General features: G+C 62.7%; 28 protein-coding genes. 22 read left to right on the top strand and 6 right to left on the bottom strand.

Annotated features, from left to right (window positions below; genetic code table 11):
- Positions 1-30 precede the first annotated feature (30 nt).
- The 9 genes from AC1DXN_RS02030 (at position 31) to AC1DXN_RS01990 (ending at position 8,195) form a co-directional block, all read left to right on the top strand.
- Positions 31-1,014 (top strand): hypothetical protein, encoded by a 984-nt coding sequence (locus AC1DXN_RS02030; protein ID WP_477243528.1) that lies wholly within the window; start codon positions 31-33, stop codon positions 1,012-1,014.
- Positions 1,015-1,085: 71 nt separating this feature from the next.
- On the top strand, positions 1,086-2,012 hold the full coding sequence (locus AC1DXN_RS02025; RefSeq protein ID WP_477271827.1) for a histone deacetylase family protein: 927 nt from the start codon (positions 1,086-1,088) through the stop codon (positions 2,010-2,012).
- A 3-nt stretch (positions 2,013-2,015) separates the two neighbouring features.
- Positions 2,016-2,267 carry an exodeoxyribonuclease VII small subunit gene (locus tag AC1DXN_RS02020; protein ID WP_477243532.1) on the top strand — a complete coding sequence of 84 codons (252 nt, stop codon included), beginning with the start codon at positions 2,016-2,018 and terminating at the stop codon, positions 2,265-2,267.
- 46 nt (positions 2,268-2,313) lie between these two features.
- On the top strand, positions 2,314-2,580 hold the full coding sequence (locus AC1DXN_RS02015) for a DUF2277 domain-containing protein (RefSeq protein WP_477243533.1): 267 nt from the start codon (positions 2,314-2,316) through the stop codon (positions 2,578-2,580).
- A gap of 9 nt (positions 2,581-2,589) precedes the next feature.
- The gene (locus tag AC1DXN_RS02010; protein ID WP_477271829.1) at positions 2,590-3,510 is read left to right on the top strand and encodes a pirin family protein; all 921 of its coding nucleotides are present in this window, start codon (positions 2,590-2,592) and stop codon (positions 3,508-3,510) included.
- 209 nt (positions 3,511-3,719) lie between these two features.
- Positions 3,720-5,633 (top strand): 1-deoxy-D-xylulose-5-phosphate synthase, encoded by a 1,914-nt coding sequence (gene dxs / locus AC1DXN_RS02005; protein WP_477271831.1) that lies wholly within the window; start codon positions 3,720-3,722, stop codon positions 5,631-5,633.
- 149 nt (positions 5,634-5,782) lie between these two features.
- Positions 5,783-6,076 carry a hypothetical protein gene (locus AC1DXN_RS02000; protein WP_477271833.1) on the top strand — a complete coding sequence of 98 codons (294 nt, stop codon included), beginning with the start codon at positions 5,783-5,785 and terminating at the stop codon, positions 6,074-6,076.
- A gap of 86 nt (positions 6,077-6,162) precedes the next feature.
- Positions 6,163-6,957: a TlyA family RNA methyltransferase gene (locus AC1DXN_RS01995; RefSeq protein ID WP_477271835.1), complete on the top strand. Its 795-nt coding sequence runs from the start codon at positions 6,163-6,165 to the stop codon at positions 6,955-6,957.
- Entirely contained in the window at positions 6,954-8,195 is a 1,242-nt protein-coding gene (locus AC1DXN_RS01990) for a class I SAM-dependent RNA methyltransferase (protein WP_477271837.1), read from the top strand. Before AC1DXN_RS01995 ends, AC1DXN_RS01990 begins: the two co-directional genes overlap by 4 nt.
- Before the next feature lie 7 nt (positions 8,196-8,202).
- On the opposite strand, the gene AC1DXN_RS01985 is transcribed toward AC1DXN_RS01990, so the two are convergent.
- The 5 genes from AC1DXN_RS01985 to AC1DXN_RS01965 form a co-directional block, all read right to left on the bottom strand.
- Complete coding sequence (locus AC1DXN_RS01985; RefSeq protein ID WP_477272421.1) at positions 8,203-8,853, bottom strand: transglutaminase-like cysteine peptidase; 651 nt, start codon at positions 8,851-8,853, stop codon at positions 8,203-8,205.
- A 152-nt stretch (positions 8,854-9,005) separates the two neighbouring features.
- Positions 9,006-10,418, bottom strand: coding sequence for a metalloprotease TldD (gene tldD / locus AC1DXN_RS01980; RefSeq protein WP_477271839.1), 1,413 nt, complete (start codon positions 10,416-10,418; stop codon positions 9,006-9,008).
- Positions 10,419-10,531: 113 nt separating this feature from the next.
- Positions 10,532-10,876 carry a YbjN domain-containing protein gene (locus AC1DXN_RS01975; protein ID WP_477272423.1) on the bottom strand — a complete coding sequence of 115 codons (345 nt, stop codon included), beginning with the start codon at positions 10,874-10,876 and terminating at the stop codon, positions 10,532-10,534.
- Positions 10,873-11,364 carry an N-acetyltransferase family protein gene (locus tag AC1DXN_RS01970; protein ID WP_477271841.1) on the bottom strand — a complete coding sequence of 164 codons (492 nt, stop codon included), beginning with the start codon at positions 11,362-11,364 and terminating at the stop codon, positions 10,873-10,875. The genes AC1DXN_RS01975 and AC1DXN_RS01970 overlap by 4 nt, the downstream gene beginning before the upstream one ends.
- A gap of 7 nt (positions 11,365-11,371) precedes the next feature.
- The gene (locus tag AC1DXN_RS01965) at positions 11,372-11,938 is read right to left on the bottom strand and encodes an invasion associated locus B family protein (RefSeq protein ID WP_477271843.1); all 567 of its coding nucleotides are present in this window, start codon (positions 11,936-11,938) and stop codon (positions 11,372-11,374) included.
- A 353-nt stretch (positions 11,939-12,291) separates the two neighbouring features.
- Between AC1DXN_RS01965 and coxB the strand changes: the two genes are divergently transcribed.
- The 13 genes from coxB to AC1DXN_RS01900 all read left to right on the top strand — a co-directional run bounded on the left by coxB (position 12,292) and on the right by AC1DXN_RS01900 (position 22,778).
- A complete protein-coding gene (coxB, locus tag AC1DXN_RS01960) occupies positions 12,292-13,203 on the top strand; it encodes a cytochrome c oxidase subunit II (RefSeq protein ID WP_477243547.1) in 912 nt (303 codons plus the stop codon).
- Positions 13,204-13,241: 38 nt separating this feature from the next.
- Entirely contained in the window at positions 13,242-14,894 is a 1,653-nt protein-coding gene (gene ctaD, locus AC1DXN_RS01955) for a cytochrome c oxidase subunit I (protein ID WP_477243549.1), read from the top strand.
- Between the two features lie 70 nt (positions 14,895-14,964).
- Positions 14,965-15,909, top strand: coding sequence for a heme o synthase (locus AC1DXN_RS01950; RefSeq protein WP_477243551.1), 945 nt, complete (start codon positions 14,965-14,967; stop codon positions 15,907-15,909).
- Between the two features lie 2 nt (positions 15,910-15,911).
- Positions 15,912-16,067, top strand: coding sequence for a hypothetical protein (locus AC1DXN_RS01945; RefSeq protein WP_477244042.1), 156 nt, complete (start codon positions 15,912-15,914; stop codon positions 16,065-16,067).
- An 8-nt stretch (positions 16,068-16,075) separates the two neighbouring features.
- Positions 16,076-16,708: a cytochrome c oxidase assembly protein gene (locus AC1DXN_RS01940; protein WP_477271845.1), complete on the top strand. Its 633-nt coding sequence runs from the start codon at positions 16,076-16,078 to the stop codon at positions 16,706-16,708.
- A gap of 1 nt (position 16,709) precedes the next feature.
- Complete coding sequence (locus tag AC1DXN_RS01935; protein ID WP_477243554.1) at positions 16,710-17,591, top strand: cytochrome c oxidase subunit 3; 882 nt, start codon at positions 16,710-16,712, stop codon at positions 17,589-17,591.
- Between the two features lie 118 nt (positions 17,592-17,709).
- Positions 17,710-18,201, top strand: coding sequence for a L,D-transpeptidase family protein (locus tag AC1DXN_RS01930; RefSeq protein WP_477271847.1), 492 nt, complete (start codon positions 17,710-17,712; stop codon positions 18,199-18,201).
- Positions 18,202-18,204: 3 nt separating this feature from the next.
- Positions 18,205-18,591, top strand: coding sequence for a DUF983 domain-containing protein (locus tag AC1DXN_RS01925; protein WP_477243557.1), 387 nt, complete (start codon positions 18,205-18,207; stop codon positions 18,589-18,591).
- A complete protein-coding gene (locus AC1DXN_RS01920; RefSeq protein ID WP_477271849.1) occupies positions 18,588-19,343 on the top strand; it encodes an SURF1 family protein in 756 nt (251 codons plus the stop codon). Before AC1DXN_RS01925 ends, AC1DXN_RS01920 begins: the two co-directional genes overlap by 4 nt.
- Before the next feature lie 67 nt (positions 19,344-19,410).
- Positions 19,411-20,421: a 4-hydroxy-3-methylbut-2-enyl diphosphate reductase gene (gene ispH, locus AC1DXN_RS01915; RefSeq protein ID WP_477271851.1), complete on the top strand. Its 1,011-nt coding sequence runs from the start codon at positions 19,411-19,413 to the stop codon at positions 20,419-20,421.
- Positions 20,422-20,428: 7 nt separating this feature from the next.
- On the top strand, positions 20,429-21,391 hold the full coding sequence (locus AC1DXN_RS01910; RefSeq protein ID WP_477271853.1) for a homoserine kinase: 963 nt from the start codon (positions 20,429-20,431) through the stop codon (positions 21,389-21,391).
- Positions 21,388-21,933 (top strand): ribonuclease HI, encoded by a 546-nt coding sequence (rnhA, locus tag AC1DXN_RS01905; protein ID WP_477271855.1) that lies wholly within the window; start codon positions 21,388-21,390, stop codon positions 21,931-21,933. Before AC1DXN_RS01910 ends, rnhA begins: the two co-directional genes overlap by 4 nt.
- A gap of 185 nt (positions 21,934-22,118) precedes the next feature.
- Positions 22,119-22,778 (top strand): hypothetical protein, encoded by a 660-nt coding sequence (locus AC1DXN_RS01900; protein ID WP_477271857.1) that lies wholly within the window; start codon positions 22,119-22,121, stop codon positions 22,776-22,778.
- A 6-nt stretch (positions 22,779-22,784) separates the two neighbouring features.
- On the opposite strand, the gene AC1DXN_RS01895 is transcribed toward AC1DXN_RS01900, so the two are convergent.
- Positions 22,785-23,261 carry a DUF2938 domain-containing protein gene (locus AC1DXN_RS01895; RefSeq protein ID WP_477243569.1) on the bottom strand — a complete coding sequence of 159 codons (477 nt, stop codon included), beginning with the start codon at positions 23,259-23,261 and terminating at the stop codon, positions 22,785-22,787.
- Positions 23,262-23,266 lie beyond the last annotated feature (5 nt).

Raw genomic sequence — 23,266 nt, 5'->3', positions numbered from 1 at the left:
TGCGACCATCTCTGAGGGGAGATTCGGGACATGTGGGATTTCGAGATCGGCAGGTCGGTGTCCATCATGATCAGGACATGGCCCTTCATCGTCTTTCGCATGATCGTCTATTTCGGCATCACGCTGGCCTACATCGTGGCGACCGGTACTGGTGCCAGCGTCGGCTATGGCGTCGGCCATATCTCGACGGATCCTGACGGGCCGATGTCGTTTGCCCTGTGGGGCGGCGTGGTCGGTATCGGCGTCGTTTCGATCGCCGTCTACTGGATCCGCGAATACATCCTCTACATCGTCAAGGCCGGCCATATCGCGGTGATGGTCCACCTGATCGACGGCCGCGACGTCCCCGGCGGCCAGAGCCAGATCGCCTATGCCAGGGAAGTCGTGACTCAGCGTTTTGCCGAAGCCAACATCCTTTTCGTGCTCGACCAGTTGGTCAAGGGCGCCATCCGCGCCATCACCGGCCTGATCGGCGGCATTGCCGCCTTCCTGCCCATTCCCGGCTTGAGCGGCCTGGTCAGTTTCATCAACACCGTCATCCGCCTGTCGCTGACCTATGTCGACGAGATCATCCTCGGCTACAACATCCGCATCAATTCCGCCTCACCCTTTGAGACGGCGCGGCAAGGGGTCGTGCTCTACGCGCAGAACGGCAAGACCATGGTCAAGAACGCCGTCTGGCTGGCGGTGATCATGTGGGGTGTGTCCCTGGTCATCTTCCTGCTGATGCTGGCACCGGCCGGCGCCATTCTGTACCTCATGCCGGGGCAACTCGCAGGCTGGGCCTTCGTGCTCGCCATCGTCTTCGCCTGGGCCTTCAAGGCCGCCTTCATCGAACCCTTTGCCATCGCTTGCCTGATGCAGGTCTATTTCAAGACCATCCAGGGCCAGGTGCCGAACCCCGACTGGGACCGGCGGCTGGCCGAGGCGTCGTCGAAGTTCAGGGAACTGAAGGACAAGGCACTGGCCTCGTTCGGCGGCTCGCGCTGGACCCAGCCGACGCCCAACAGCTAAACCCTGTTGACCGTCGCCCTTTCCGGGCGTGAAAACATGGTCAAAGCGGCCGGGCGCGCCTATATCGGGACATGGTCACAAGGCTCTACACCCACCCGATCTTCCTCGAACACCTGACACCGCCCGGTCACCCGGAGCGGCCAGACCGCTTGCGCGCCATCGAGCGCGTGCTCGACGACGAGGCCTTTGCCGCGCTCGATCGCGTCAAGGCGCCGGAAGGCGACGAAGCCACCATCCTCTACGCCCACCCCCAGGATTTCGTCGCCCGCGTCCGCGCCGCCATACCCGAGACCGGCATCATCTCGATCGATGCCGACACCAGCGCCAGCCCGAAAAGCTGGCAGGCCGCGGTGACGGCCATCGGTGCCGCCAACGCCGCCGTCGACGATGTCTTCCAGGGCCGTGCCGACAACGTCTTTGTCGCCGCGCGGCCGCCCGGCCACCATGCCGAAAAGACCACGGCCATGGGCTTTTGCCTGTTCAACACCGCGGCGATTGCCGCCCGCTATGCGCAGAACAAACACGGCGTCGAGCGCGTCGCCGTCGTCGACTGGGACGTGCATCACGGCAACGGCACGCAGGATATTTTCTGGGACGATCCGTCGGTGCTCTACTGTTCGACGCACCAGATGCCGCTTTACCCCGGCACCGGCGCCAAGGGCGAAACCGGCGCCGGCAACATCGTCAACGCGCCGCTGGCGCCGGAGACTGGCTCGGAGGTGTTCCGCGATGCCTTCCTGTCGCGGGTTTTGCCGGCGCTCGACAATTTCGCGCCCGACCTGATCATAATTTCCGCCGGCTTCGACGCGCACCATCGCGATCCGCTGGCACAGATCAACCTGACCGAGGACGATTTCGACTGGGCGACCGGCCAGTTGCTCGAGCGCGCTGCACGTCACAGCGGCAACCGCCTCGTCAGCCTGCTCGAGGGCGGCTACGATCTGCAGGGACTGGCATTTTCGGTCGCCGCCCACGTCGGGCGACTGATGAAAGGATAGAGGATGGCTGGCGAAGTGAACGAAGACGTCAAGGCGATGAGCTTCGAGCAGGCACTCGACGCATTGGAAAAGATCGTCGATGATCTGGAACGCGGCGACGTGCCGCTCGACCAGTCGATCAAGATCTATGAGCGCGGCGAGGCGCTGAAGCTGCATTGCGACCGGTTGCTGAAGGCGGCCGAGGACAAGGTCGAGAAGATCAGGCTGTCGCGCGACGGCAAGCCGGTTGGCACCGAGCCACTCGACGCGGAATAGGTTGTAAAATCGGGGCGGGCAGAGAAAGCAGGTAAGGAGTTCAAGCATGTGCAGAAACATCAAGACCCTGTTCAATTTCGATCCGCCGGCAACCCATGACGAGATCCGCGACGCCGCGCTTCAGTTCGTGCGCAAACTAAGCGGAACGACGCGGCCCTCGCAGCGCAATCAGGCGGCCTTCGACCGTGCCGTCGAGGCGATTGCCGAGTCGGCGCACGAACTGCTGCATTCCATGGAAACCAATCATCATCCGCGCAATCGCGAGGAGGTGGCGGCCAAGGCAAAGGCCAAATCGGCACTGCGCTTTGCCTGAGGACATCCGATGAGCTTCTTCCCCGGCAACGACCCGCAGCCTGGTGACGCCTTCGCCAGCGACCAGATCGAGCTGATGGTCATTCCGAACGCCAAGGACATTGGCGGTTTTCAGGTTCGCCGTGCCTTGCCGACTGCCAAGCGCCGGCTGGTCGGGCCGTTCATCTTCTTCGACCGCATGGGACCGGCCATCCTGCGCGCCGGCCAGGCGCTCGATGTCCGTCCGCATCCACATATCGGCCTGTCGACCGTCACCTATCTGTTCGACGGCAAGATCAGGCATCGCGATTCGCTCGGCACCGAAATGGTGATCCAGCCCGGCGACGTGAATTTGATGACCGCCGGCCGCGGCATCGTCCATTCCGAGCGCACCCCGGAAGAGTTGCGCGGCGCGCCGATGTCGGTCTCCGGCCTGCAGACCTGGCTGGCACTGCCGGATGGCAAGGAAGAGGTCGACCCGGTGTTCGAGAACACGGCGGCGCTCCGTCTGCCCGAAATCGACGCCGAAGGCGTCAACGGCCGCGTCGTCATCGGCGCGTTTTCCGGGCTGCGGTCGCCGGTAAGAGCCGACTCCGAGACGCTCTACTCCGATCTGAGGCTGGCGCCTGGCGCCAGTGTGAAGATCCCGGCCGACGCCGAGGAGCGCGCCATCTACACGCTGGAAGGCGAGGTTTCGATTTCCGGCGATCGCTTCCCGGCCGAGCGGCTATTGGTATTCAAGCCCGGCGACGAGATCATTGTCTCGTCGGAAACTGGTGCCCATTTCATGCTGTTCGGCGGCGCTTCGCTCGGCTCGCCGCGCTACATCTGGTGGAATTTCGTCTCCTCGTCGAAAGAACGCATCGAACAGGCCAAACAAGAATGGAAGACAGGCCGCTTCGATATCGTTCCTGGAGATGAGGAAGAGTTCATTCCGTTGCCGGACAATTAAGACCATGATCCCGAAAAGTGGGACCCGGTTTTCGGAAAAGATCATGGTCAAACAGGAGGACAGAGCCCCATCCCGGCTCTGTTGGGATGGATCAGGCTCTGGATCAGAACCATCCGCGTCACTGACACGCATTTACATTCGCTGGGCGGAGGCATATTTCGCCCATGATCGACGTGCATGAACATCATATCTGAGCAGGCCCCTTAACAGTGAACGCAACGCTGCACACACCGCTTCTCGACAAGGTCCGCATTCCGGCCGACCTGCGCACGCTTGCCGAAAGCGAACTGCCGCAGCTGGCTGCGGAGCTTCGTGCCGAGCTGATCGATGTGGTGTCCCACACCGGTGGACATCTCGGCGCCGGCCTTGGCGTGGTCGAACTGACGGTGGCATTGCACTACGTTTTCAACACGCCGGACGACCGGCTGATCTGGGATGTCGGCCACCAGGCCTATCCGCACAAGATCCTCACCGGCCGCCGCGACCGCATCCGCACGCTGCGCCAGGAGGGTGGCCTGTCCGGTTTCACCCGCCGCGCCGAGAGCGAATACGATCCGTTCGGCGCCGCGCACTCCTCGACCTCGATTTCCGCCGGCCTCGGCATGGCGGCGGCGCGCGATCTGTCCGGTGGCCACAACAATGTCATTGCCGTCATCGGCGACGGCGCCATGTCGGCCGGCATGGCCTATGAAGCGATGAACAATGCCGGCGCGCTCGATGCTCGCCTCATCGTCATCCTCAACGACAACGACATGTCGATCGCGCCGCCGACCGGCGCAATGAGCGCCTATCTGGCGCGTCTGGCCTCCGGCAAGACCTATCTGGGACTGCGCGATTTCGGCAAGAAGCTGACCTCCTATCTCGGCAAGCGCGCCGATCGCGCCATCACCCGGGCGGTCGAGCATGCACGCGGTTACGTCACCGGCGGCACCCTGTTCGAGGAACTCGGCTTCTATCACATCGGCCCGATCGACGGGCACAATCTCGAACATCTGATCCCGGTCTTGAAGAACGTCCGCGACAATGGCGAAGGCCCGGTGCTGATCCATGTCGTCACCCAGAAGGGCAAGGGCTACGGACCGGCCGAGGCTGCGGCCGACAAATATCATGGCGTCAACAAGTTCGATGTCATCACCGGCGCACAGGCCAAGGCGCCGGCCAACGCCCCGAGCTACACCAAGGTCTTCGCCGAAAGCCTGGTCCAGGAAGCCCGTGAAGACGATCGCATCGTCGCCGTCACCGCTGCCATGCCGAACGGCACCGGCCTCGACCTGTTCGGCGAGGCGTTCCCGACAAGGGTCTTCGATGTCGGCATCGCCGAGCAGCATGCGGTGACCTTCGCCGCCGGCCTCGCCACCGAAGGCTTCAAGCCTTTCGCCGCCATCTATTCGACCTTCCTGCAGCGCGCCTACGACCAGGTCGTCCACGACGTGGCGATCCAGAAATTGCCGGTGCGCTTTCCCATCGATCGCGCCGGTTTCGTCGGCGCCGATGGCGCCACCCATTGCGGCGCCTTCGACACCACCTTCCTGGCGACGCTGCCCGGCTTTGTTGTCATGGCGGCGGCCGATGAGGCCGAACTGCGCCACATGGTGCGCACCGCGGCAAGCTATGATGACGGCCCCATCGCCTTCCGCTATCCGCGTGGCAACGGCGTTGGTGTCGACATGCCGGAACGTGGCTCAATCCTCGAAATTGGCAAGGGCCGCATCGTCAGGGAAGGCACCAAGGTTGCGCTGCTCTCCTTCGGCACGCGGCTGCAGGATTGCTTGGCTGCGGCTGAGGAGCTTGGCGCGGCCGGGCTTTCCACCACGGTTGCCGACGCCCGTTTCGCCAAGCCGCTCGACGAAGATCTGATCCGGCGGCTGGCCCGCTCGCACGAAGTGCTGGTTACGGTGGAAGAGGGCGCGGTCGGCGGCTTTGCCAGCCACGTGCTGCAATTCCTCGCCCATGAAGGGCTGCTGGAAAGCGGCCTGAAGGTGCGCCCGCTGGTGCTGCCTGATGCGTTCACCGATCACGCCAAGCCCGAAAAAATGTATGCCGATGCCGGGCTGGATGCGGCCGGCATCGTGCGCACCGTGTTCGTCGCGCTTGGACATACGGCTCGCGCCCAGCGCGCCTGAATCAAAATCTCAAAGCCCTGAATCGGTTTGTCGGCTGGCGATCGTAACGCGCTGTTTACGTTGCCGTTTGTTGTTTTGCTTACCGTGTCTCTTGGCCGTTTTTCAACGGCGCCCTGCTAGAACGTGCCCAAGGCAGGGAGTTAAAAACAATGAGAACGCTTCTGTGCGGCGTGGCCATTTCGGCCACTATCGCCGCACCGGCCATGGCCGAAACGCGCTATGATCGCAATCTCGAAAAGGCGGTGATGGGCATCGTCGCCGGCAAGATCGGCGACATCCGTGGAGGCTTTTCCTACAAGCAAAGGCTACAATTCGTCGTCATTCCGGACGCCATATCGGTGGCACCCGTCCCCGCTGAGCCCCCGCGCAAGCAGGCTTCTGGCGACAGCAATGACAGTCTGAGGCCGGCCGTCGAACGGCAGGTCTCGCGCACCATCTTCTGACACCCATCGACAGCTACGGTCGACCGATGATTGCCGATCGGCCCCAAGGTGCTTGCCATCATCGTCGGCTTTCGCCATGAAGGCCGATGAATTCCCCTCTGCCAGCCAGCACACGCCAGCGGCTCGACGAACTGCTCGTCGCACGCGGCCTGTTCGCCAGCCGCTCGCGCGCCCGTGACGCGGTCGAGCGCGGCACGGTGACGGTCGACGGCACCGTCGCCCGCAAGCCTGGCCAGGCTGTCTTGCCGCAATGCCTGATCGCCATCGACGATCCGGCGCAGGGCTATGTTTCGCGCGCGGCGCTGAAGCTGATCGCCGGGCTCGATCATTTCGGCCTCGATCCGACCGGCAGCGAAGCGCTCGACATCGGCGCTTCGACCGGCGGCTTCACCCAGGTCTTGCTCGAACGCGGCGCGGCCCATGTCACCGCGATCGATGTCGGACATGGCCAGATGCATCCCGACATTTCAGGCGATCCGCGCGTGACGGCAATCGAAGGGCTGAACGCTCGCGAACTCTCGGTCACCGATCTGGCTGGTCGCATTCCGGATTTCATCGTTTCCGATGTCAGCTTCATCTCGCTGAAACTGGCGCTGCCGCCGGCGCTTGCCCTGGCCAGGGGCGGCGCGAAAGCCGTGTTCCTGGTCAAGCCGCAATTCGAGGCTGGCCGCGAGGCGATCGGCAAGGGCGGGCTGCTGAAAGATCCTTACGATGCCGCGCGTGTTGCCGGCCTGCTGCAGGAGTGGCTCGAAGGCGTCCCCGGCTGGCGCACACTCGGACTGCATCTGTCGCCAATCGAAGGCGGCGACGGCAACCGCGAGTTCCTGCTTGCCGGAATCAAGGACGCCAAGGGCAGCGATCCCAAGGGGAGCGGCCAATGAGCGCGCGCTTCACCATCGCAAGACTAGGCTCCCAGGGTGACGGCGTCGCCGAGATCGAAACCGGCGAGGTGTTCATTCCCTTCGCGCTGCCCGGCGAAATCGTCACCGCCGCACGCGAAAAGGACCGCGCCACGCTGATGGCGGTGCTGGAAACGTCGCCGTTGCGGATCGACCCCGCCTGCCGGCATTTCACCGAATGCGGCGGCTGCGCCCTCCAGCATCTGGAAGCCGAAGCCTATCACCAGTGGAAGCGCGAAAAGGTCGTGCAGGCGCTGAAGAGCAAGGGCATAGCCAGCGATGTAGGCGCGCTGGTGCCATGCGCGCCGCATACGCGCCGCCGCGTCGTCTTCACGGCCCGGCGCAGCGAGGCCGGCATGAAGCTGGGTTTCGTTCGCGCGCTGTCGTCGGAAATCATTCCCATCGAGGAATGTCCGATCTCCTTGCCCGAGATCGTCGCCGCGCTCGATCGTCTGAGGGCACTCGCGGAACTCGTATGCGCCACGACCAAATCGTTCCGCATGACAGTGACGGTGACCGGCTCGGGCCTCGACGTCGCGGTCCAGGAGTCCGGCAAGCTCGGCGAAAACCAGCGCCGCGTCGCTTCCAATTTTGTCATCGGCGAAGGACTGGCCCGGCTTTCGGTCGATGACGAGATCATCGTCGAGCCGAAGAAGCCGGTGGTCATGTTTGGCGATATCGCCGTCGCGGTGCCGCCGGGCGCCTTCCTGCAGGCGACGCAGGCCGCCGAGCAGGCGATGGCCGATATGGTCGGCAAGCATCTGTCGCGGGCCAAGAAGGTCACCGATCTTTTCGCCGGGTGCGGCAGCTTTGCCTTGCGCCTGGCGGCGAAATCGGAAGTTCATGCGGTGGAAGGCGACGCCGCAGCCCTTGCGGCGCTCGACCGGGGATTTCGTTTCGCCTCTGGCCTGAAGCGGGTGACCGCCGAACGCCGCGACCTGTTCCGCCGGCCGCTCACCTTCAAGGAGCTGAATGCCTTCGACGGCCTCGTCTTCGATCCGCCGCGCGCCGGTGCCGAGGACCAGTCGAAGCAGATCGCCCGTTCCGACGTGCCGCTGGTCGTCGCCGTCTCCTGCAATCCGGTGACGCTGGCGCGCGACCTGCGCATCCTGATCGATGGTGGCTATACGCTGAAGAGCGTCACCCCGATCGACCAGTTCCTGTGGTCGTCGCATGTCGAGGCGGTGGCGCTGCTGGAGAAGCCGAAACGGCGGCGTTAGCCGTAGGCTAGCTTGGCGACATCCGTTTCGGCGTGCCGCCCCGTTGGTTGATCGACACCCAGGTGTTTGGGTTCTGCTGCGACTGGCGTTTCAGGAAGTAATAGCCCGTCGCGTTCCACGGCCTGATCTCATCGACCAGATTGTCCAGGACAAGATCGCCCTTGTCGGTTTTCACCGTCAGGATGGTGTGGCCTTCATTGTTCAGGTCGCGCACGACCGTCATCAGCAGCGCCTGCCGCGGGAATCCTGCCTGCAGAAGCAGCTTGCGCTTGTAGAGCGCGTAGATCTTGCAGTCGCCCTTGCCGTCCACCGGATAGTCCCAGTGGTCCATCATCGTGCCCCAATGATCGAAATTGCTGACCGGTTTGATGGAGCTGTTCGCCTTCTGATTTACCCGCTTGAGGGTGCGCAGGTTCTGCGCGGTCAGCTTGATATCAGCGGCCGGCAGGGCAGGCACCTTGCACTCTTTTGGCCGGCGATGGCAGAAATCGATCCAACCGTAGGGGACACTGGTGCTTCCGCCAACGGCGGCAGATTGCGTCGATCGCGACTTGAACCATGTCGACTCTGCTGCCGCCGGACTGGCTTGCAGCGATGTCGCGCCAATCAACGAAACGAAGCCAAGCAGGAAAGCCAGAACGCCGGGGGAACGCTGCATTGCCAACACCACCACAACGAGAAGGCTGGTACAGCGTTTGCGCGGAAACGTGGCCCAGGCAGTTAGACAGTTACTAAATTTCCTAACGCCGATTGTGTTCACTTCAAGGTATGGCTGAGATTTAGGCTTGTTACCGGAACACGGCGGCATCCTCAAACCCTGGTGCCGCCGACCGTCATCTGGTTCATCCTCAGATGCGGCTGGCCGACGCCGACCGGTACGCCTTGTCCGGCCTTGCCGCACATGCCGATGCCGTTGTCGAGCTTCATGTCGTTGCCGATCATCGACACCCGATGCATGGCGTCCGGCCCGTTGCCGATCAGCATGGCGCCCTTGATCGGCTGCGTCACCTTGCCGTTTTCGATCATGTAGGCCTCGGTGCAGCCGAACACGAATTTGCCCGAGGTGATGTCTACCTGGCCGCCGCCGAAGGACACGGCATAGATGCCGTTCTTGACCGAGGCGATGATCTCGTCCGGCTCCATGTCGCCCGAGGTCATGTAGGTGTTGGTCATGCGCGGCATCGGCTGGTGCGCATAGCCTTCGCGCCGCCCGTTGCCGGTGGCCTTCATGCCCATCAGCCGGGCGTTCTGGCGGTCCTGCATGTAGCCGACGAGCTTGCCATCATCGATCAGCACGTTGCGGGCCGAAGGCGTGCCTTCATCATCGACGGTCAGCGAGCCGCGCCGTTCGGCCATGGTGCCGTCGTCGACGACGGTGACGCCTTTGGCGGCGACCTGCTGGCCCACCAGGCCCGCGAAGGCCGATGTCTTCTTGCGGTTGAAGTCGCCTTCCAGTCCGTGGCCAACGGCCTCGTGCAGCATGACGCCTGGCCAGCCGCTGGACAGCACGATGTCGAAGGTGCCGGCAGGCGCCGGAATGGCGTCGAGATTGACCAGTGCTTGCCGCAGTGCCTCCTTGGCCGCGTGCTTCCAGCTGTCCTCGACCAGAAACTCGCCGAACGCCTTGCGTCCGCCCATGCCGTAGGAGCCGCTCTCCTGGCGGTCGCCATTGCCGACGATGACGGACACGTTGATCCTGACCAGCGGCCGGATATCACGCACCATCTGGCCGTCGGCACGCACGATCTCGACATGCTGCCAGGAAGCAGCGAGCGAGGCCGTCACCTGGCGCACGCGCGGGTCCTCGGCGCGCAGCCAGGCATCGATTTCCTGCAGCAGCTTTGCCTTGACCTCGAAGGAAGGCGAGGGGATCGGGTTCTCGTCGCCGTAGAGATGGCGGTTGGTGCGCGCGGGTGCCGCGGCGAGCGTGCCGGAATAGCCACCCTTGACCGTTGCAACGGCGTCGGCGGCGCGTAGCAACGAGGCTTCCGAAAGATCGCTGGAATGAGCGTAGCCGCTGGCTTCGCCGGCAACAGCGCGCAGGCCAAAGCCTTGGTCGGTGTTGAAATTGGCGGTCTTCAGCCGGCCGTTGTCGAACATCAGCGCTTCGCTTTCGCTGTATTCGAGGAACAGCTCGCCGTCGTCGGCGCCGTTGAGGGTCTCGGCGACGATCTGCTTGATGCGATCGTCGGAAATGTCGAATTGGCCGATCAGGCTGTTCATGGCAGGTCCGTTCGTGGGAAGAAGAATTGTCTCCCACGATGTAGGCGCGAAGCCGCGCCCAGACAATCGGCAAGATCGATATTGCCGATTGCCGGCGGCCGGTCAGGGCCGCGCTACTTCTGGTTCACGAAATCCTTGATATCGCTGGTCAGCGAATCCCAGGTCGAGAACTGTTCCTCGAGATTGGCCTTGGTGATGCCGCCGATGAAGCTGACATCCATCTTGAAGTTGGATCCGTCGCCGGAATAGGCCTTGATCCTGCGATATTTCTTGTTCCATTCGTTGGCCTGGTCGGCCATGAACGCATCGGTGTAGCCGGAGGAGAACTGCAGCGACTTGCACTTCTCGTGATTATCGCAACCGTAGAAGTAGATCACATATTTCATGCCCTGGAGCCGGCCGGAAACCATCGGATCGCCACCGTCGTCCTTTTCGAGCTTGGCCGAGCCGTAGCCTATGTCAGGCGCCGCGCCATCATGATTTCGTCGATCTCCCGGCCCTCGTGAAGAAAGCCGGCAGGGATGCGACCGATTTCATGAAAACCTTCGCGTTGATAAAATCGTATGGCGGCGGGATTTTCCGCGCTTACGGCCAGTTCGACCTGCCTGATGCCCAATGCGCGGGCGTGTTCGAGCAAAAGATTGAGCATTGCGATGGCGTGTCCGTCGCCGCGCTCGGTGTCGCGCAAGTAAACCATGATGATGGTGGCGCGGTGCGCCATCTTGCCGGCCTGCTGTCGCATCAGGCCCATTATGCCGACAGGTTCATCGCCGCTAAAGCTGACGACAACAGGGTTGTTCGTCAGGCGCCGTCGCCACTCCTCGTCCGGCAGACCTTCCCAATCCGCCAGGCTGCTGGCGAAGGCTTCGGGATTAGCGCGCAACGCCTCCAGGCGAATTCGCTTGAAGATCTCGAAGTCGTTGGGATCGAGCAGTTTCAGGGCCAAAACAGTCTCAAGGCAGGGCGGCGAAACCGTCGGCGAATCCCTTGAGGTCGACGGGAATGCCGATGCCTTCTTCCGGCGTCTGGAAGACGATGAAGGTGGCCGACGTGCCGGTCTTCAGCGTGTCGAGCAGCGGCTTTTCGAGAATGACCTCGGCATAGCAACCATCCTGGAAACAGCGCACGAAATAGGCGCGGCCGATGTCCTTGCCGTCGACATTGAGGCCAAGTCCGTTGGGCAAAAGCACGCCGAGCGGCGCCAGCACGCGCAAAATCTCGGCCTTGTTGTCGGCGGTGCGCAGCACGACGACGGAAAGCCCCATCTCGGGACGGTCCTCGGCGACGACGTTCTGCATCATCACGCATTGTTCCGACGTGGCGCCGGCCGGTGTGTCGCAGATGATCGACCACGCCCCATGCGTCGACCGCACCGTGCCGCTTGGCTGCGCGGCATTGGCATGGCTGATGCCGGACAAGCCGACGCAAGAGAGGGCGGCGAGAACGATGACCTTCGTCCAGTTTCTCGAAAGCCAAGAGTTTCTCGAAAGCCCAAAATCTGCCGAAAGCCAAGCGTTCATGACGGCTCCATTGCGAATCACGGCACTTTAAGCCGCGCCAAAGCCAAGTAAAGGATGAGACCGCCGCTGGTCTGCCCCGATAGCGGCCACAATCCGCTTTTCCCTAGCAAATTCGCCCGAATTGCGACCGTCCGGCGCATTCTGTCCGCACGCCTGCGCCGCCCGTCCATCCCCGATCCGCGCAAGGCAAAAAGGCCGCTATCGCACTTGCGCGCAAAAATGCCGCACGGTTTCCTCCGCTCCTTTCTTGCGGAGGCAAATAGAGTATGGTTTGAACCAGCCTTGGGACTGTCCGGGATTCCCATCCCGGCTTTATCAGATATTCTTGCGCTCCGATCGCGAGGAACCGGGAGATGATGAGGGCGATGAGAAAATTCCTAGCTAGCGCCAATTTTCTAGCAAGCGCCAAATCTCTGGCAGGCGCAGCCGCCGCCACAGTCTTTGCCGGTGCGTCCGCCCATGCGGCTCAGCCCCAGCCGTGGGAGACCGGTTTTCAGCCTCCGGCGACCGACATGATGCGGCAGATCGAGTGGTTCGGGAACTACACGCTTTGGTTCATCGTCATCATCACCGCCGTGGTGCTTTTCCTGCTCGCCTATTGCATCTGGAAGTTCCGTGCGAGCGTGAATCCCATCCCTTCGAAGACCAGCCACAACACGTTGATCGAAGTGATCTGGACCATCGGGCCTGTCATCGTCCTGCTCTTGATCGCCATACCGTCGTTCCAGCTGCTGACCGCGCAATACACGCCGCCGGAAGAAGCCAAGCTGACCATCAAGGCGACGGGAAATCAGTGGAACTGGGACTACGAATACCAGGTCGACAAGGCGCTTACCTTCAACTCAGCGATCCTCCAGGACGCTGACCGCGCCGCCGCCGGCAAGGACGATCGCAAGGTCTACCCACGCCTGCTCGCCGTCGACAATGAGATGGTGGTGCCGGTCAACACCATGACCCGCGTGCTGGTCACCGCAACCGACGTCATCCACTCCTTTGCCATGCCTGCGTTTGGCATCAAGATGGACGCGGTTCCCGGACGCACCAACGAGACCTGGTTCAAGGCGGAAAAGGAAGGCCTCTATTACGGCCAGTGCTCGCAGCTCTGCGGCAAGGACCATGCCTTCATGCCGATCGCGATCCGCGTCGTCTCCGATGCGCAGTACACGACCTGGCTGGCAGCAGCCAAGACCGACCTGCCCGGCGCCAACAAGGCGCTGATGGCCGAGGTCGATGGCACAAACAAGGTAGCGGCCGCCGGCAACTGACGCCGCGACCATAAAGAGATCAGGGAACGGAGCGGAACATGGCAGACGCTGCAGCTCACGACGATCACGACCACAAGCCGTATCACGGCTGGGTCCGGTGGGTGTATTCGACCAACCACAAGGATATCGGTACGCTCTATCTGATCTTCGCGATCTTCGCGGGCATCGTCGGCGGGGCGCTTTCGGTCGTCATCCGCATGGAGCTGCAGGAGCCGGGCATCCAGATCTTCACCGGCCTGGCGCAGATGGTCTACGGAATGAACGGCGATGCGGCCATCGATGGCGGCAAGAGCATGTACAATGCCTTCGGCACCGCGCATGCCCTGATCATGATCTTCTTCATGGTCATGCCGGCGCTGATCGGCGGCTTTGCCAACTGGATGGTGCCGATCATGATCGGCGCGCCGGACATGGCGTTCCCGCGCATGAACAACATCTCGTTCTGGCTGCTGCCGCCGGCTTTCATCCTGCTGATCACTTCGGCCTTCATGCCGAGCGCGCCTGGCGCCTACGGCGTCGGCGGCGGCTGGACGCTTTATCCGCCGCTGTCGACCTCCGGCCAGCCCGGACCGGCGATGGATCTGGCGATCCTGTCGATCCACATTGCCGGCGCGTCATCGATCCTCGGCGCGATCAACTTCATCACCACGATCTTCAACATGCGCGCGCCTGGCATGACCATGCACAAGATGCCGCTGTTTGCCTGGTCGGTGCTGATCACCGCCTTCCTGCTGCTTTTGTCGCTGCCGGTTCTGGCCGGCGGCATCACCATGCTGCTCACCGACCGCAACTTCGGCACCACCTTCTTTGCGCCGGATGGCGGCGGTGACCCGATCCTGTTCCAGCATCTGTTCTGGTTCTTCGGTCACCCGGAAGTCTACATCCTGATCCTGCCGGGCTTTGGCATCATCAGCCATATCGTCTCCACCTTCTCGAAGAAGCCGGTGTTCGGCTATCTCGGCATGGCCTATGCCATGGTCGCGATCGGCGCGGTCGGCTTCATCGTCTGGGCCCACCACATGTACACGACCGGCCTGTCGCTCGACACGCAGCGCTATTTCGTCTTCGCCACCATGGTTATCGCCGTGCCGACGGGCGTGAAGATCTTCTCCTGGATCGCGACGATGTGGGGCGGCTCGATTTCGCTGAAGCCGCCGATGCTGTGGGCGCTGGGCTTCATCTTCCTGTTCACGATTGGTGGCGTGACCGGCGTTCAGCTTGCCAATGCCGGTCTCGACCGCTCGCTGCACGACACCTATTTCGTCATCGCCCACTTCCACTACGTGCTGTCGCTCGGCGCGGTGTTCGCCATCTTCGCCGGCTGGTACTACTGGTTCCCAAAGATGACCGGCTACATGTATTCCTTCGCCATCGCCAACACCCATTTCTGGGTCACCTTCATCGGCGTCAACCTGATCTTCTTCCCCCAGCATTTCCTCGGCCTTGCCGGCATGCCGCGCCGCACCATCGACTACCCGGATGCGTTTGCCGGCTGGAACATGGTGTCGTCCTACGGCTCGTATATTTCGGCCGTTGGCGTGGCCATCTTCCTCTATGGCGTGTTCGAGGCCTTCCAGAAGAAGCGGGTGGCCGGCGCCAATCCATGGGGCGAGGGCGCCACGACGCTTGAATGGCAGCTGCCTTCGCCGCCGCCTTTCCACCAGTGGGAACAACTGCCGAAGATCAAGTAAGGCAGCTTGAATACGAAACCGCCGGCTCGTCCGGCGGTTTTGGTCAACGGAATGATGGACTTAAGTACGCATGGCCCTAGTCGACGACCCATTGATTGACGAAGCGGGCTTTCGCATGTCGGAAGCCACGGCGGGCGATTTCTTCGCCCTGCTGAAGCCGCGCGTCATGTCGCTGGTGGTGTTCACGGCCTTTGTCGGCCTGGTTGCCGCACCGGTGACCATCAATCCGTTGCTGGCGGTGATCGCGATCCTGGCCATTGCCATCGGTGCCGGCGCCTCGGGCGCGCTCAACATGTGGTACGACGCCGACATCGATGCGGTGATGACCAGAACCGCCGGACGTCCGGTCCCGGCCGGCCGCATCCGGCCCGGTGAAGCCCTGAGTTTTGGCCTGGTGCTTTCCGTGCTGTCGGTGATGACGCTCGGCGTCCTGGTCAACTGGCTGTCGGCGACGCTGCTGGCCTTCACCATCTTCTTCTACGCTGTCGTCTACACGATGTGGCTGAAGCGCTCGACGCCGCAGAACATCGTCATCGGCGGCGCCGCGGGCGCCATTCCACCGGTGATCGGCTGGGCTGCCGCGACCGGGGCGGTCAGCCTCGAAAGCCTCATCCTGTTCCTGATCATCTTCCTGTGGACGCCGCCGCATTTCTGGGCGCTCGCGCTTTTCAAGTCCGAGGACTATGCGAAAGCCGGCATCCCGATGATGCCGAACGTCGCCGGCCAGGCATCGACCCGGCGCCAGATCTTCGCCTACGCGCTGATCCTTGCGCCGGTTGGCGTGCTGCCATGGATCCTCGGCTTCACCACGTCGGCTTACGGCATCGCCGCGCTGCTGCTCGGCGCCGGCTTCGTCTGGTATGCCTGGAAGGTGCTGCAGATGACGGACGACGATCGCGTCATGAAGCCGGCCAAGGCTTTGTTCGGCTACTCGCTGCTGTATCTGTTCGCCATCTTCGCGATCTACCTTGCCGACTGCGTCGTCGGCCGCGCGCTCGCCATCGGTGGAGCATGACCATGGTCGACAAGAAGCTTGACCTGGTCACGTTGACGGATCGCCAGCAGAAAGCCCGGCGCAATCGTTCGGCCGCCATCGGCCTGGCGCTGGCGGTGCTTGTCGTCATCTTCTACGTCGCGACCATCGTGAAGTTCGGTCATTCCGGATCGATGTGAGGCTGACGATGAACCGCCAGACAGTCACCGACCCCAGGAAGAAGAACACCAACCGCATCGTCGCCGGCGTCTGCATCGCCTTTTTCGGCGGCATGATCGGCATGGCTTATGCCGCGGTGCCGCTCTATGCGATGTTCTGCAAGGCGACCGGCTATGGCGGCACCACAAGGCGCGCCACGCAGCAATATGCCGATCGTGTGCTCGACCGCGCCGTCACCATCCGCTTCGACGCCAACACAGCCGGCGTTCCATGGCAGTTCGAGCCCGTGGCCCGCTCCATCGTCATCAAGATCGGCGAGACGGTTCAGGCGCACTATAGCGCGACCAACAAGTTCGACCGCTCCGTCACCGGCCGCGCCGCCTTCAACGTGCAACCGGAGTTGGCCGGCCCGTACTTCAACAAGGTCGAGTGTTTCTGCTTCACCGACACGACGCTGAAGCCCGGCGAGACGCTGGACATGCCGGTCATGTTCTATGTCGATCCCGACATCGTCAACGTGCCGGAACTGAAGGACTTGAAGACGATCACTCTATCCTACACGATGTTCCCGGTCGAAAAGAGCAAGCCGGTTGCGTCGTCAGCGCCGATCGAAGGCAGCAGCAACAAAGTTCCAGATACCGAAGCAAATCTCGGGGGTTGATATGGCAGACGCGCACGCAAAACCACAACATGACTACCATCTCGTCAACCCGAGCCCGTGGCCCTTCCTTGGGGCCATCGGTGCACTGGTCATGGCCATAGGCGGCGTCGCCTGGATGCAGTATCTCAAGGGTGGCGATTTTCCGCTTTTCGGCCACAACATTGCCAATCCGTGGTTGTTCTTCATCGGCCTGGTCATCGTCCTTTACACCATGTTCGCCTGGTGGTCCGACACCATCAAGGAAGCGCATGAGGGGCATCACACGCGCGTCGTGTCGCTGCATCTGCGCTACGGCATGATCATGTTCATCGCCTCTGAAGTGATGTTCTTCGTCGCCTGGTTCTGGGCCTATTTCGACGCCAGCTTGTTTCCGGGCGAGGTCCAGAATTATGCGCGCACGGCGTTTACTGGTGGCGTCTGGCCGCCGAAGGGCCTCGAAGTCCTCGATCCCTTCCATTTGCCGCTCTACAACACCATCATCCTGCTTCTGTCGGGCACCACGGTCACCTGGGCGCACCACTCGCTCCTGCATGGCGACCGCAAGGGGCTGATCAACGGCCTGGTGCTGACCGTTGGCCTCGGCATGCTGTTCACTATGGTGCAGGCCTACGAGTACATACACGCTCCGTTCGGCTTCAAGGACTCCATCTATGGCGCCACCTTCTTCATGGCGACCGGCTTCCATGGCTTCCACGTCATCATCGGCACCATCTTCCTGCTGGTCTGCCTGGTCCGCGCGATGAAGGGCGATTTCACCCCCAAGCAGCATTTCGGCTTCGAGGCCGCCGCCTGGTATTGGCACTTCGTCGACGTGGTCTGGTTGTTCCTGTTCAGCGCGATCTATGTCTGGGGATCGTCCGGCGCTCTGATCGAAGGCCATTGACCGACTTCGCCGGGAGAATCGACCCGAGAAATCAGAAAGGCGGTTGCGACAACGCAGCCGCCTTTCTTCTTTTCGGCGCCATCTTCTTTCCGGCGCAATGATCGCCGATCGGTAGCCAATGCGGCTGACGATTTTCTGGACGATCTGCACATTTCTGTTCGCCGCCTTCCCGGCCTTTGCCATCGAACGCATCGACCTCGTGCGTGTCGACAAGTCGGAACGGCGGCTCCATCTGATCGGAGGAGGCAAGATCCTCCGCAGCTACAGCATTGCACTGGGTGGCGACCCTGTCGGGCAAAAACACCGGGAAGGCGACGAGCGCACGCCGGAGGGGCGCTACATTCTCGACTGGCGCAATCCCGGTAGCGTCGCCTACAAGTCGATCCACATCTCCTATCCCAACGCCGCACAAATCGAGGCCGCGAAGGCCGCCGGCATCGACCCCGGCGGCATGATCATGATCCATGGCCAGCCCAACGGCTTCGGCTGGTGGGGCTGGCTGCTTCAATTGGTCGACTGGACGGACGGCTGCATTGGGGTTACCGACTCGGACATGGATGAAATCTGGACTAGGGTGCCGGATGGAACGCCGATCGAAATCGAGCCGTAAAGCATGAGCGAAGACAAGGCTATCTGGCCACCGATCGATCCGATTTCGGCCGGCCTGCACGGCCGCTGTCCGCGCTGCGGCGAGGGAAAGCTGTTTTCCGGATTCCTCACCGTCGGCAAGCGCTGCAGCAATTGCGGCCTCGACTATTCTTATGCCGATGCCGGCGATGGGCCGGCGGTGTTCGTCATCCTGATCATCGGCTTTATCGTCGTTGGGCTGGCGCTGTGGATGGAAGTCACGCTGAATCCGCCGCTCTGGCTGCATTTCCTGCTGTGGATACCGCTGGCGCTGGTTCTGTGCCTGACGGCGCTGCGGCTGATCAAGGGCGTGCTTTTGACGCTGCAATACGCCAACAAGGCGGCCGAGGGCCGGCTGGACAGCGGGCAATGAGCCAGGCATCCGGTTTGGTCGCTGGCCGTTCGCGGCCAAGGACGGCATTGCTGATCGGCCTTGGCCTGGTGCTGTTCTGTATCCTGCTTGCGCTCGGCACCTGGCAGATCCAGCGCCTGCATTGGAAGGAAGCGCTTCTGCAGACCATCGACCAGCGCACGCATTCCGCGCCGCTGCCGCTGGCGGAGGTCGAGAGACAGTTCACAGCCACCGGCGATGTCGACTACACCCCGGTGACGGTGACCGGCACGTTCCTGCATCAGGGCGAGCGCCACTTCTTCTCGACCTGGGGAGGCGCGTCCGGTTTCGACGTCATTACACCGCTGCAGCTGGACGACGGCCGCTTCGTGCTGGTCAACCGCGGTTTCGTTCCCTACGACCTGAAGGACGCGGCCAAGCGCACGCAGGGCCAAGTGGCGGGCAAGGTGACGGTGACCGGGCTCGCCCGCAATCCGCTGTTGGCCAAGCCGTCGATGATGCTTCCCGACAATGATGTGCAAAAGAACATCTTCTACTGGAAGGACCGCGACGCCATGGCCTCGAGCGCCGGCCTGCCGGCCGGTGCTGCGCTCGTGCCGTTCTTCGTCGACGCCAACGCCGCGCCGAACCCCGGCGGGCTGCCGGTCGGCGGCGTCACCATCATCGATTTGCCGAACAGCCACCTGCAATATGCCTTCACCTGGTATGGCCTGGCAGCGGCCCTGGCGGCGGTTCTCATCATCAGGTTGCGCCGCCCCGCAAAGGAGGAATGATCGTCGCCGCCCTTGACAGGGCAGGGGTGCACACCTCATTTCGGCTCTGAACAACGGCCCCGGATTCATGCTTCACGCCAAGACCAAGCCACCGCTGACGATCAGGCTCTGCCAGCCGCGCGGCTTTTGCGCCGGCGTCGACCGCGCCATCCAGATCGTCGTGTTGGCGCTGAAGAAATACGGCGCCCCGGTCTATGTCCGCCACGAGATCGTGCACAATCGCTATGTCGTCGAGGGACTGCAAAGCCTGGGCGCGGTGTTCATCGAGGAACTGTCGGAGATCCCGCCCGAGCATCGCAAGTCGCCCGTGGTCTTCTCGGCCCATGGCGTGCCGAAATCGGTGCCGGCGGACGCGCAGGCGCGCAACCTCTTCTATCTCGACGCCACCTGCCCGCTGGTGTCGAAGGTCCACAAGCAGGCGATGCGCCATCAGCGCCTCGGCCGCCATGTGCTGTTGATCGGTCATGCCGGGCACCCCGAGGTGATCGGCACCATGGGCCAGTTGCCGGAGGGCGCCGTCACCCTGATCGAAACCGAGGCCGACGCTGCAACCTTTACGCCGGTCGACCCGCAAGCGCTGGGCTTCGTCACCCAGACGACGCTGTCGGTCGAGGACACCGCCGGCATCATCCGCGCCTTGCAGGACCGTTTTCCGCAGTTGCATGCGGCTGCCGCGGAATCGATCTGCTATGCCACTACCAACCGCCAGGAAGCGGTCAAGGAGACCGCTGCCGGTGCCGATCTCTTCCTGATCGTCGGCGCGCCCAACTCCTCCAACTCGCGCCGTCTTGTTGAAGTGGCGGAGCGTGCCGGCGCGACGATGTCGCTTCTCGTACAGCGCGCCTCCGAGATTCCATGGAATGACATTGCCGGCATCTCGACGCTCGGCCTGTCGGCCGGCGCGTCGGCGCCGGAAATCATCGTCGACGAGATCATCGATGCCTTCCGGCAGCGCTTCGAGGTAACGATCGATCTGGCGGTCACGGCGACCGAAACGGAGGATTTTCCGGTAATGCGGGTTCTGCGCGATGTCGAACTGACGAAGGCCGACATGGCCTTCGTCAACGGAGCCGCGTGAACAGCCCATGGCGGTCTATACCGATGTCAGTGAGGGCGAGCTTGGCGCGTTCCTGAAGGCCTATCCGGTCGGCGATCTCCTGTCCTATAAGGGCATCGCCGAAGGCACCGAGAATTCGAATTTCCTGCTGCACACCACCAGCGGCGCCTACATCCTGACGCTCTACGAAAAGCGCGTCGACAGGGCGGATCTGCCGTTCTTCCTCGGTCTGATGGGCCATCTCGCCAGGAAGGGGATTTCGTGCCCGCTGCCGGTGACCGCGCATGACGGCACAGTCATTGGCGAGCTGGCCGGCCGTCCCGCGGTGATCATCACTTTCCTCGAAGGCCTTTCGCTGCGGCGGCCGACAGCAGGGCATTGCGGCGAGGTCGGCAAGGCGCTGGCCGAGCTGCATCTTGCCGGCCAGGACTTTTCCATGATCCGTCCCAACGCCTTGGCCATCGATGGCTGGCGCAAGCTGTGGAACGCGGCCCGCGACCGCGCCGACGAGGTTGAGCCGGGCCTGGCGGCCGAGGTCGATGCCGATTTCGCCGATTTCGAGCGGAATTGGCCGACGGGCCTGCCGGAAGGGATTATCCATGCCGACCTTTTCCCCGACAATGTCTTCTTCCTCGGCGAGAAACTGTCGGGGCTGATCGATTTCTATTTCGCCTGCGACGATCTCTACGCCTACGATGTCGCCACCTGCCTCAACGCCTGGTGTTTCGAGAAGGACTTTTCCTTCAACCTGACCAAGGGCACGGCGCTGCTTGCCGGCTATCAGAGCGTGCGGCCGCTAAGTGGCGACGAGAAAGCGGCGCTGCCGATGCTGGCGCGCGGCTCGGCACTGCGCTTCATGCTGACCCGGCTCTATGACTGGCTGAACGTTCCCGATGGCGGGCTGGTGATGAAGCGCGATCCGACCGAATATATCCGCAGGATGCGATTCCACCGGGCGATCCAATCTCCCTCCGAATATGGACTGACATGAGCAAGCGCGTTGAAATCTTCACCGACGGTGCCTGTTCGGGCAATCCGGGTCCGGGCGGCTGGGGCGCGATCCTGCGCTTCAACGGCAAAACCAAGGAGCTGTCAGGCGGTGAGGCCGAGACCACCAACAACCGCATGGAATTGCTGGCTGCCATTTCGGCGCTGAATGCGCTGAAGGAGCCTTGCGCGGTCGATCTTCACACCGACAGCAAATACGTCATGGATGGTATTTCCAAGTGGATCCATGGCTGGAAGAAGAACGGCTGGAAAACCGCCGACAAGAAGCCGGTCAAGAACGGGGAACTGTGGCAGGCGCTGGACGAGGCCAACAAACGCCATCAGGTGACCTGGAATTGGGTCAAGGGCCATGCCGGCCATCCCGAGAACGAACGCGCCGACGAGTTGGCGCGGGAAGGCATGGCGCCGTTCAAGAAAGGCTCGGCCAAACCTGCCGTGCCGAGGCCTGCAGCGGCACTGAAGCCTGCGGCATCCGAGAAGCAGCCGGCGGCGCCAAGGGCACGGCGCTCGACCCAGAGCTATTGAGACCCGGGCACCGGTCAGTTCCTGCCAGGAATCTCTATCATGCCGATTGTGGCCGATCGACAAGGCGGCTCCGCAGCGCGCCAATTGATTGCGGAAAGCAAGCAATTCTAGATTTTGGATTAGAATGAATTTCACACCCCGCGCGATAGACTGCTGCAGTCGACCTGGTGTGAGGTATTGCGGCAATGTTCGGGCGCAGGACTTTCGGCAAGCAGCAGCACAGCTTTGCCGATCTGAAGAAAATGATGCGTCCGACGCCGGATGCCGATGGCGTGACGCGCGTTTTCTCAAAAGAGCTTTGGGACGATCCGAAGATCGGCTCACTCCTGCGCGAAGTCGGCTTCGCGCCGGACGATGCGCGCAACATCATGCGAACGGCGGACCACTACATCGCTCTTTTCGCCGCGGCCAAATACCGGCTTCAGCAGCGCACCGAGATCTTCAACAGCGAGATGGCGGCACGCCACGGCCATTGCCGTGCCACGCCCTTCCTGGTCATCGACGGCACGATCTGGGACGGCGAGCATGGCGCATTCCTCTATGCCCAGATGGATCTCGTCAGCTTCGACGACTGGAACGTCGTCATGTTGGCGGCGGATGCACGGACCACGCAATCATGCGGCCTGCCGGCCCATCCGGGCTCGGTTCCGGCGCTCAACCAGGCAATGACCGGGCACGTGATCCGGTGGAAGGCGCGCTACGAATCAGCACTCGAGGAATTCGGCGTCACCGCCACCGGCGGCCGGAGCATCACGCGGGAGCAATTCGAGGCGGAGAAAGACGCGCTGCGTCAGGAAATCATCGATACCGTCGCCTCGATGAAGCCGCGCACGGTCAGCGAATAGAGTGCCTCAGCGGATCAGTAGGGCCGTGCCGTAGAGGCCGAGCGCAAACACCGTGTGCGACACCAGGTTGAGGGCGCGGATCTGCATCGGATTGGGACGCTTGGATGCGGCCCAGCCGGCGCCCATGCCAGGGGCTAGCAGGAACCAGCCGGCGCCGACCGTGACCATGCCGAGGATGAAGGCGGGCAGGAAGGTCGGCGCGGCCAGCCACGCCGTCCCGGCCAACGCCACCAGGATAATGCCGTAGACGATGCCGACGAGATAGTGGAAGGCCCAGCCGAGCGCCGATTCATGCGCGTAAGGTGCGGCGTCACCGATGTCGTCGTGAAAAACCTTGCTCCTGAGATGCCAGACCCAGCGGCCGACGGGCCCCCAGTTCGGCCGCGGCTGAGCGAACGCCAAGTGCAGGAACATCGCCCAGATATCCATCAGCACCGTGGCGCCGATGCCGATCGCTATCGCGCGCCAAAGGACATCGGCCATGATTG

The sequence above is a fragment of the Mesorhizobium sp. P2_H9 genome (genome assembly GCF_056403215.1).
Note: the sequence above shows the minus strand (reverse complement) of the source record. Positions and strands in the feature narration are given on the sequence as shown.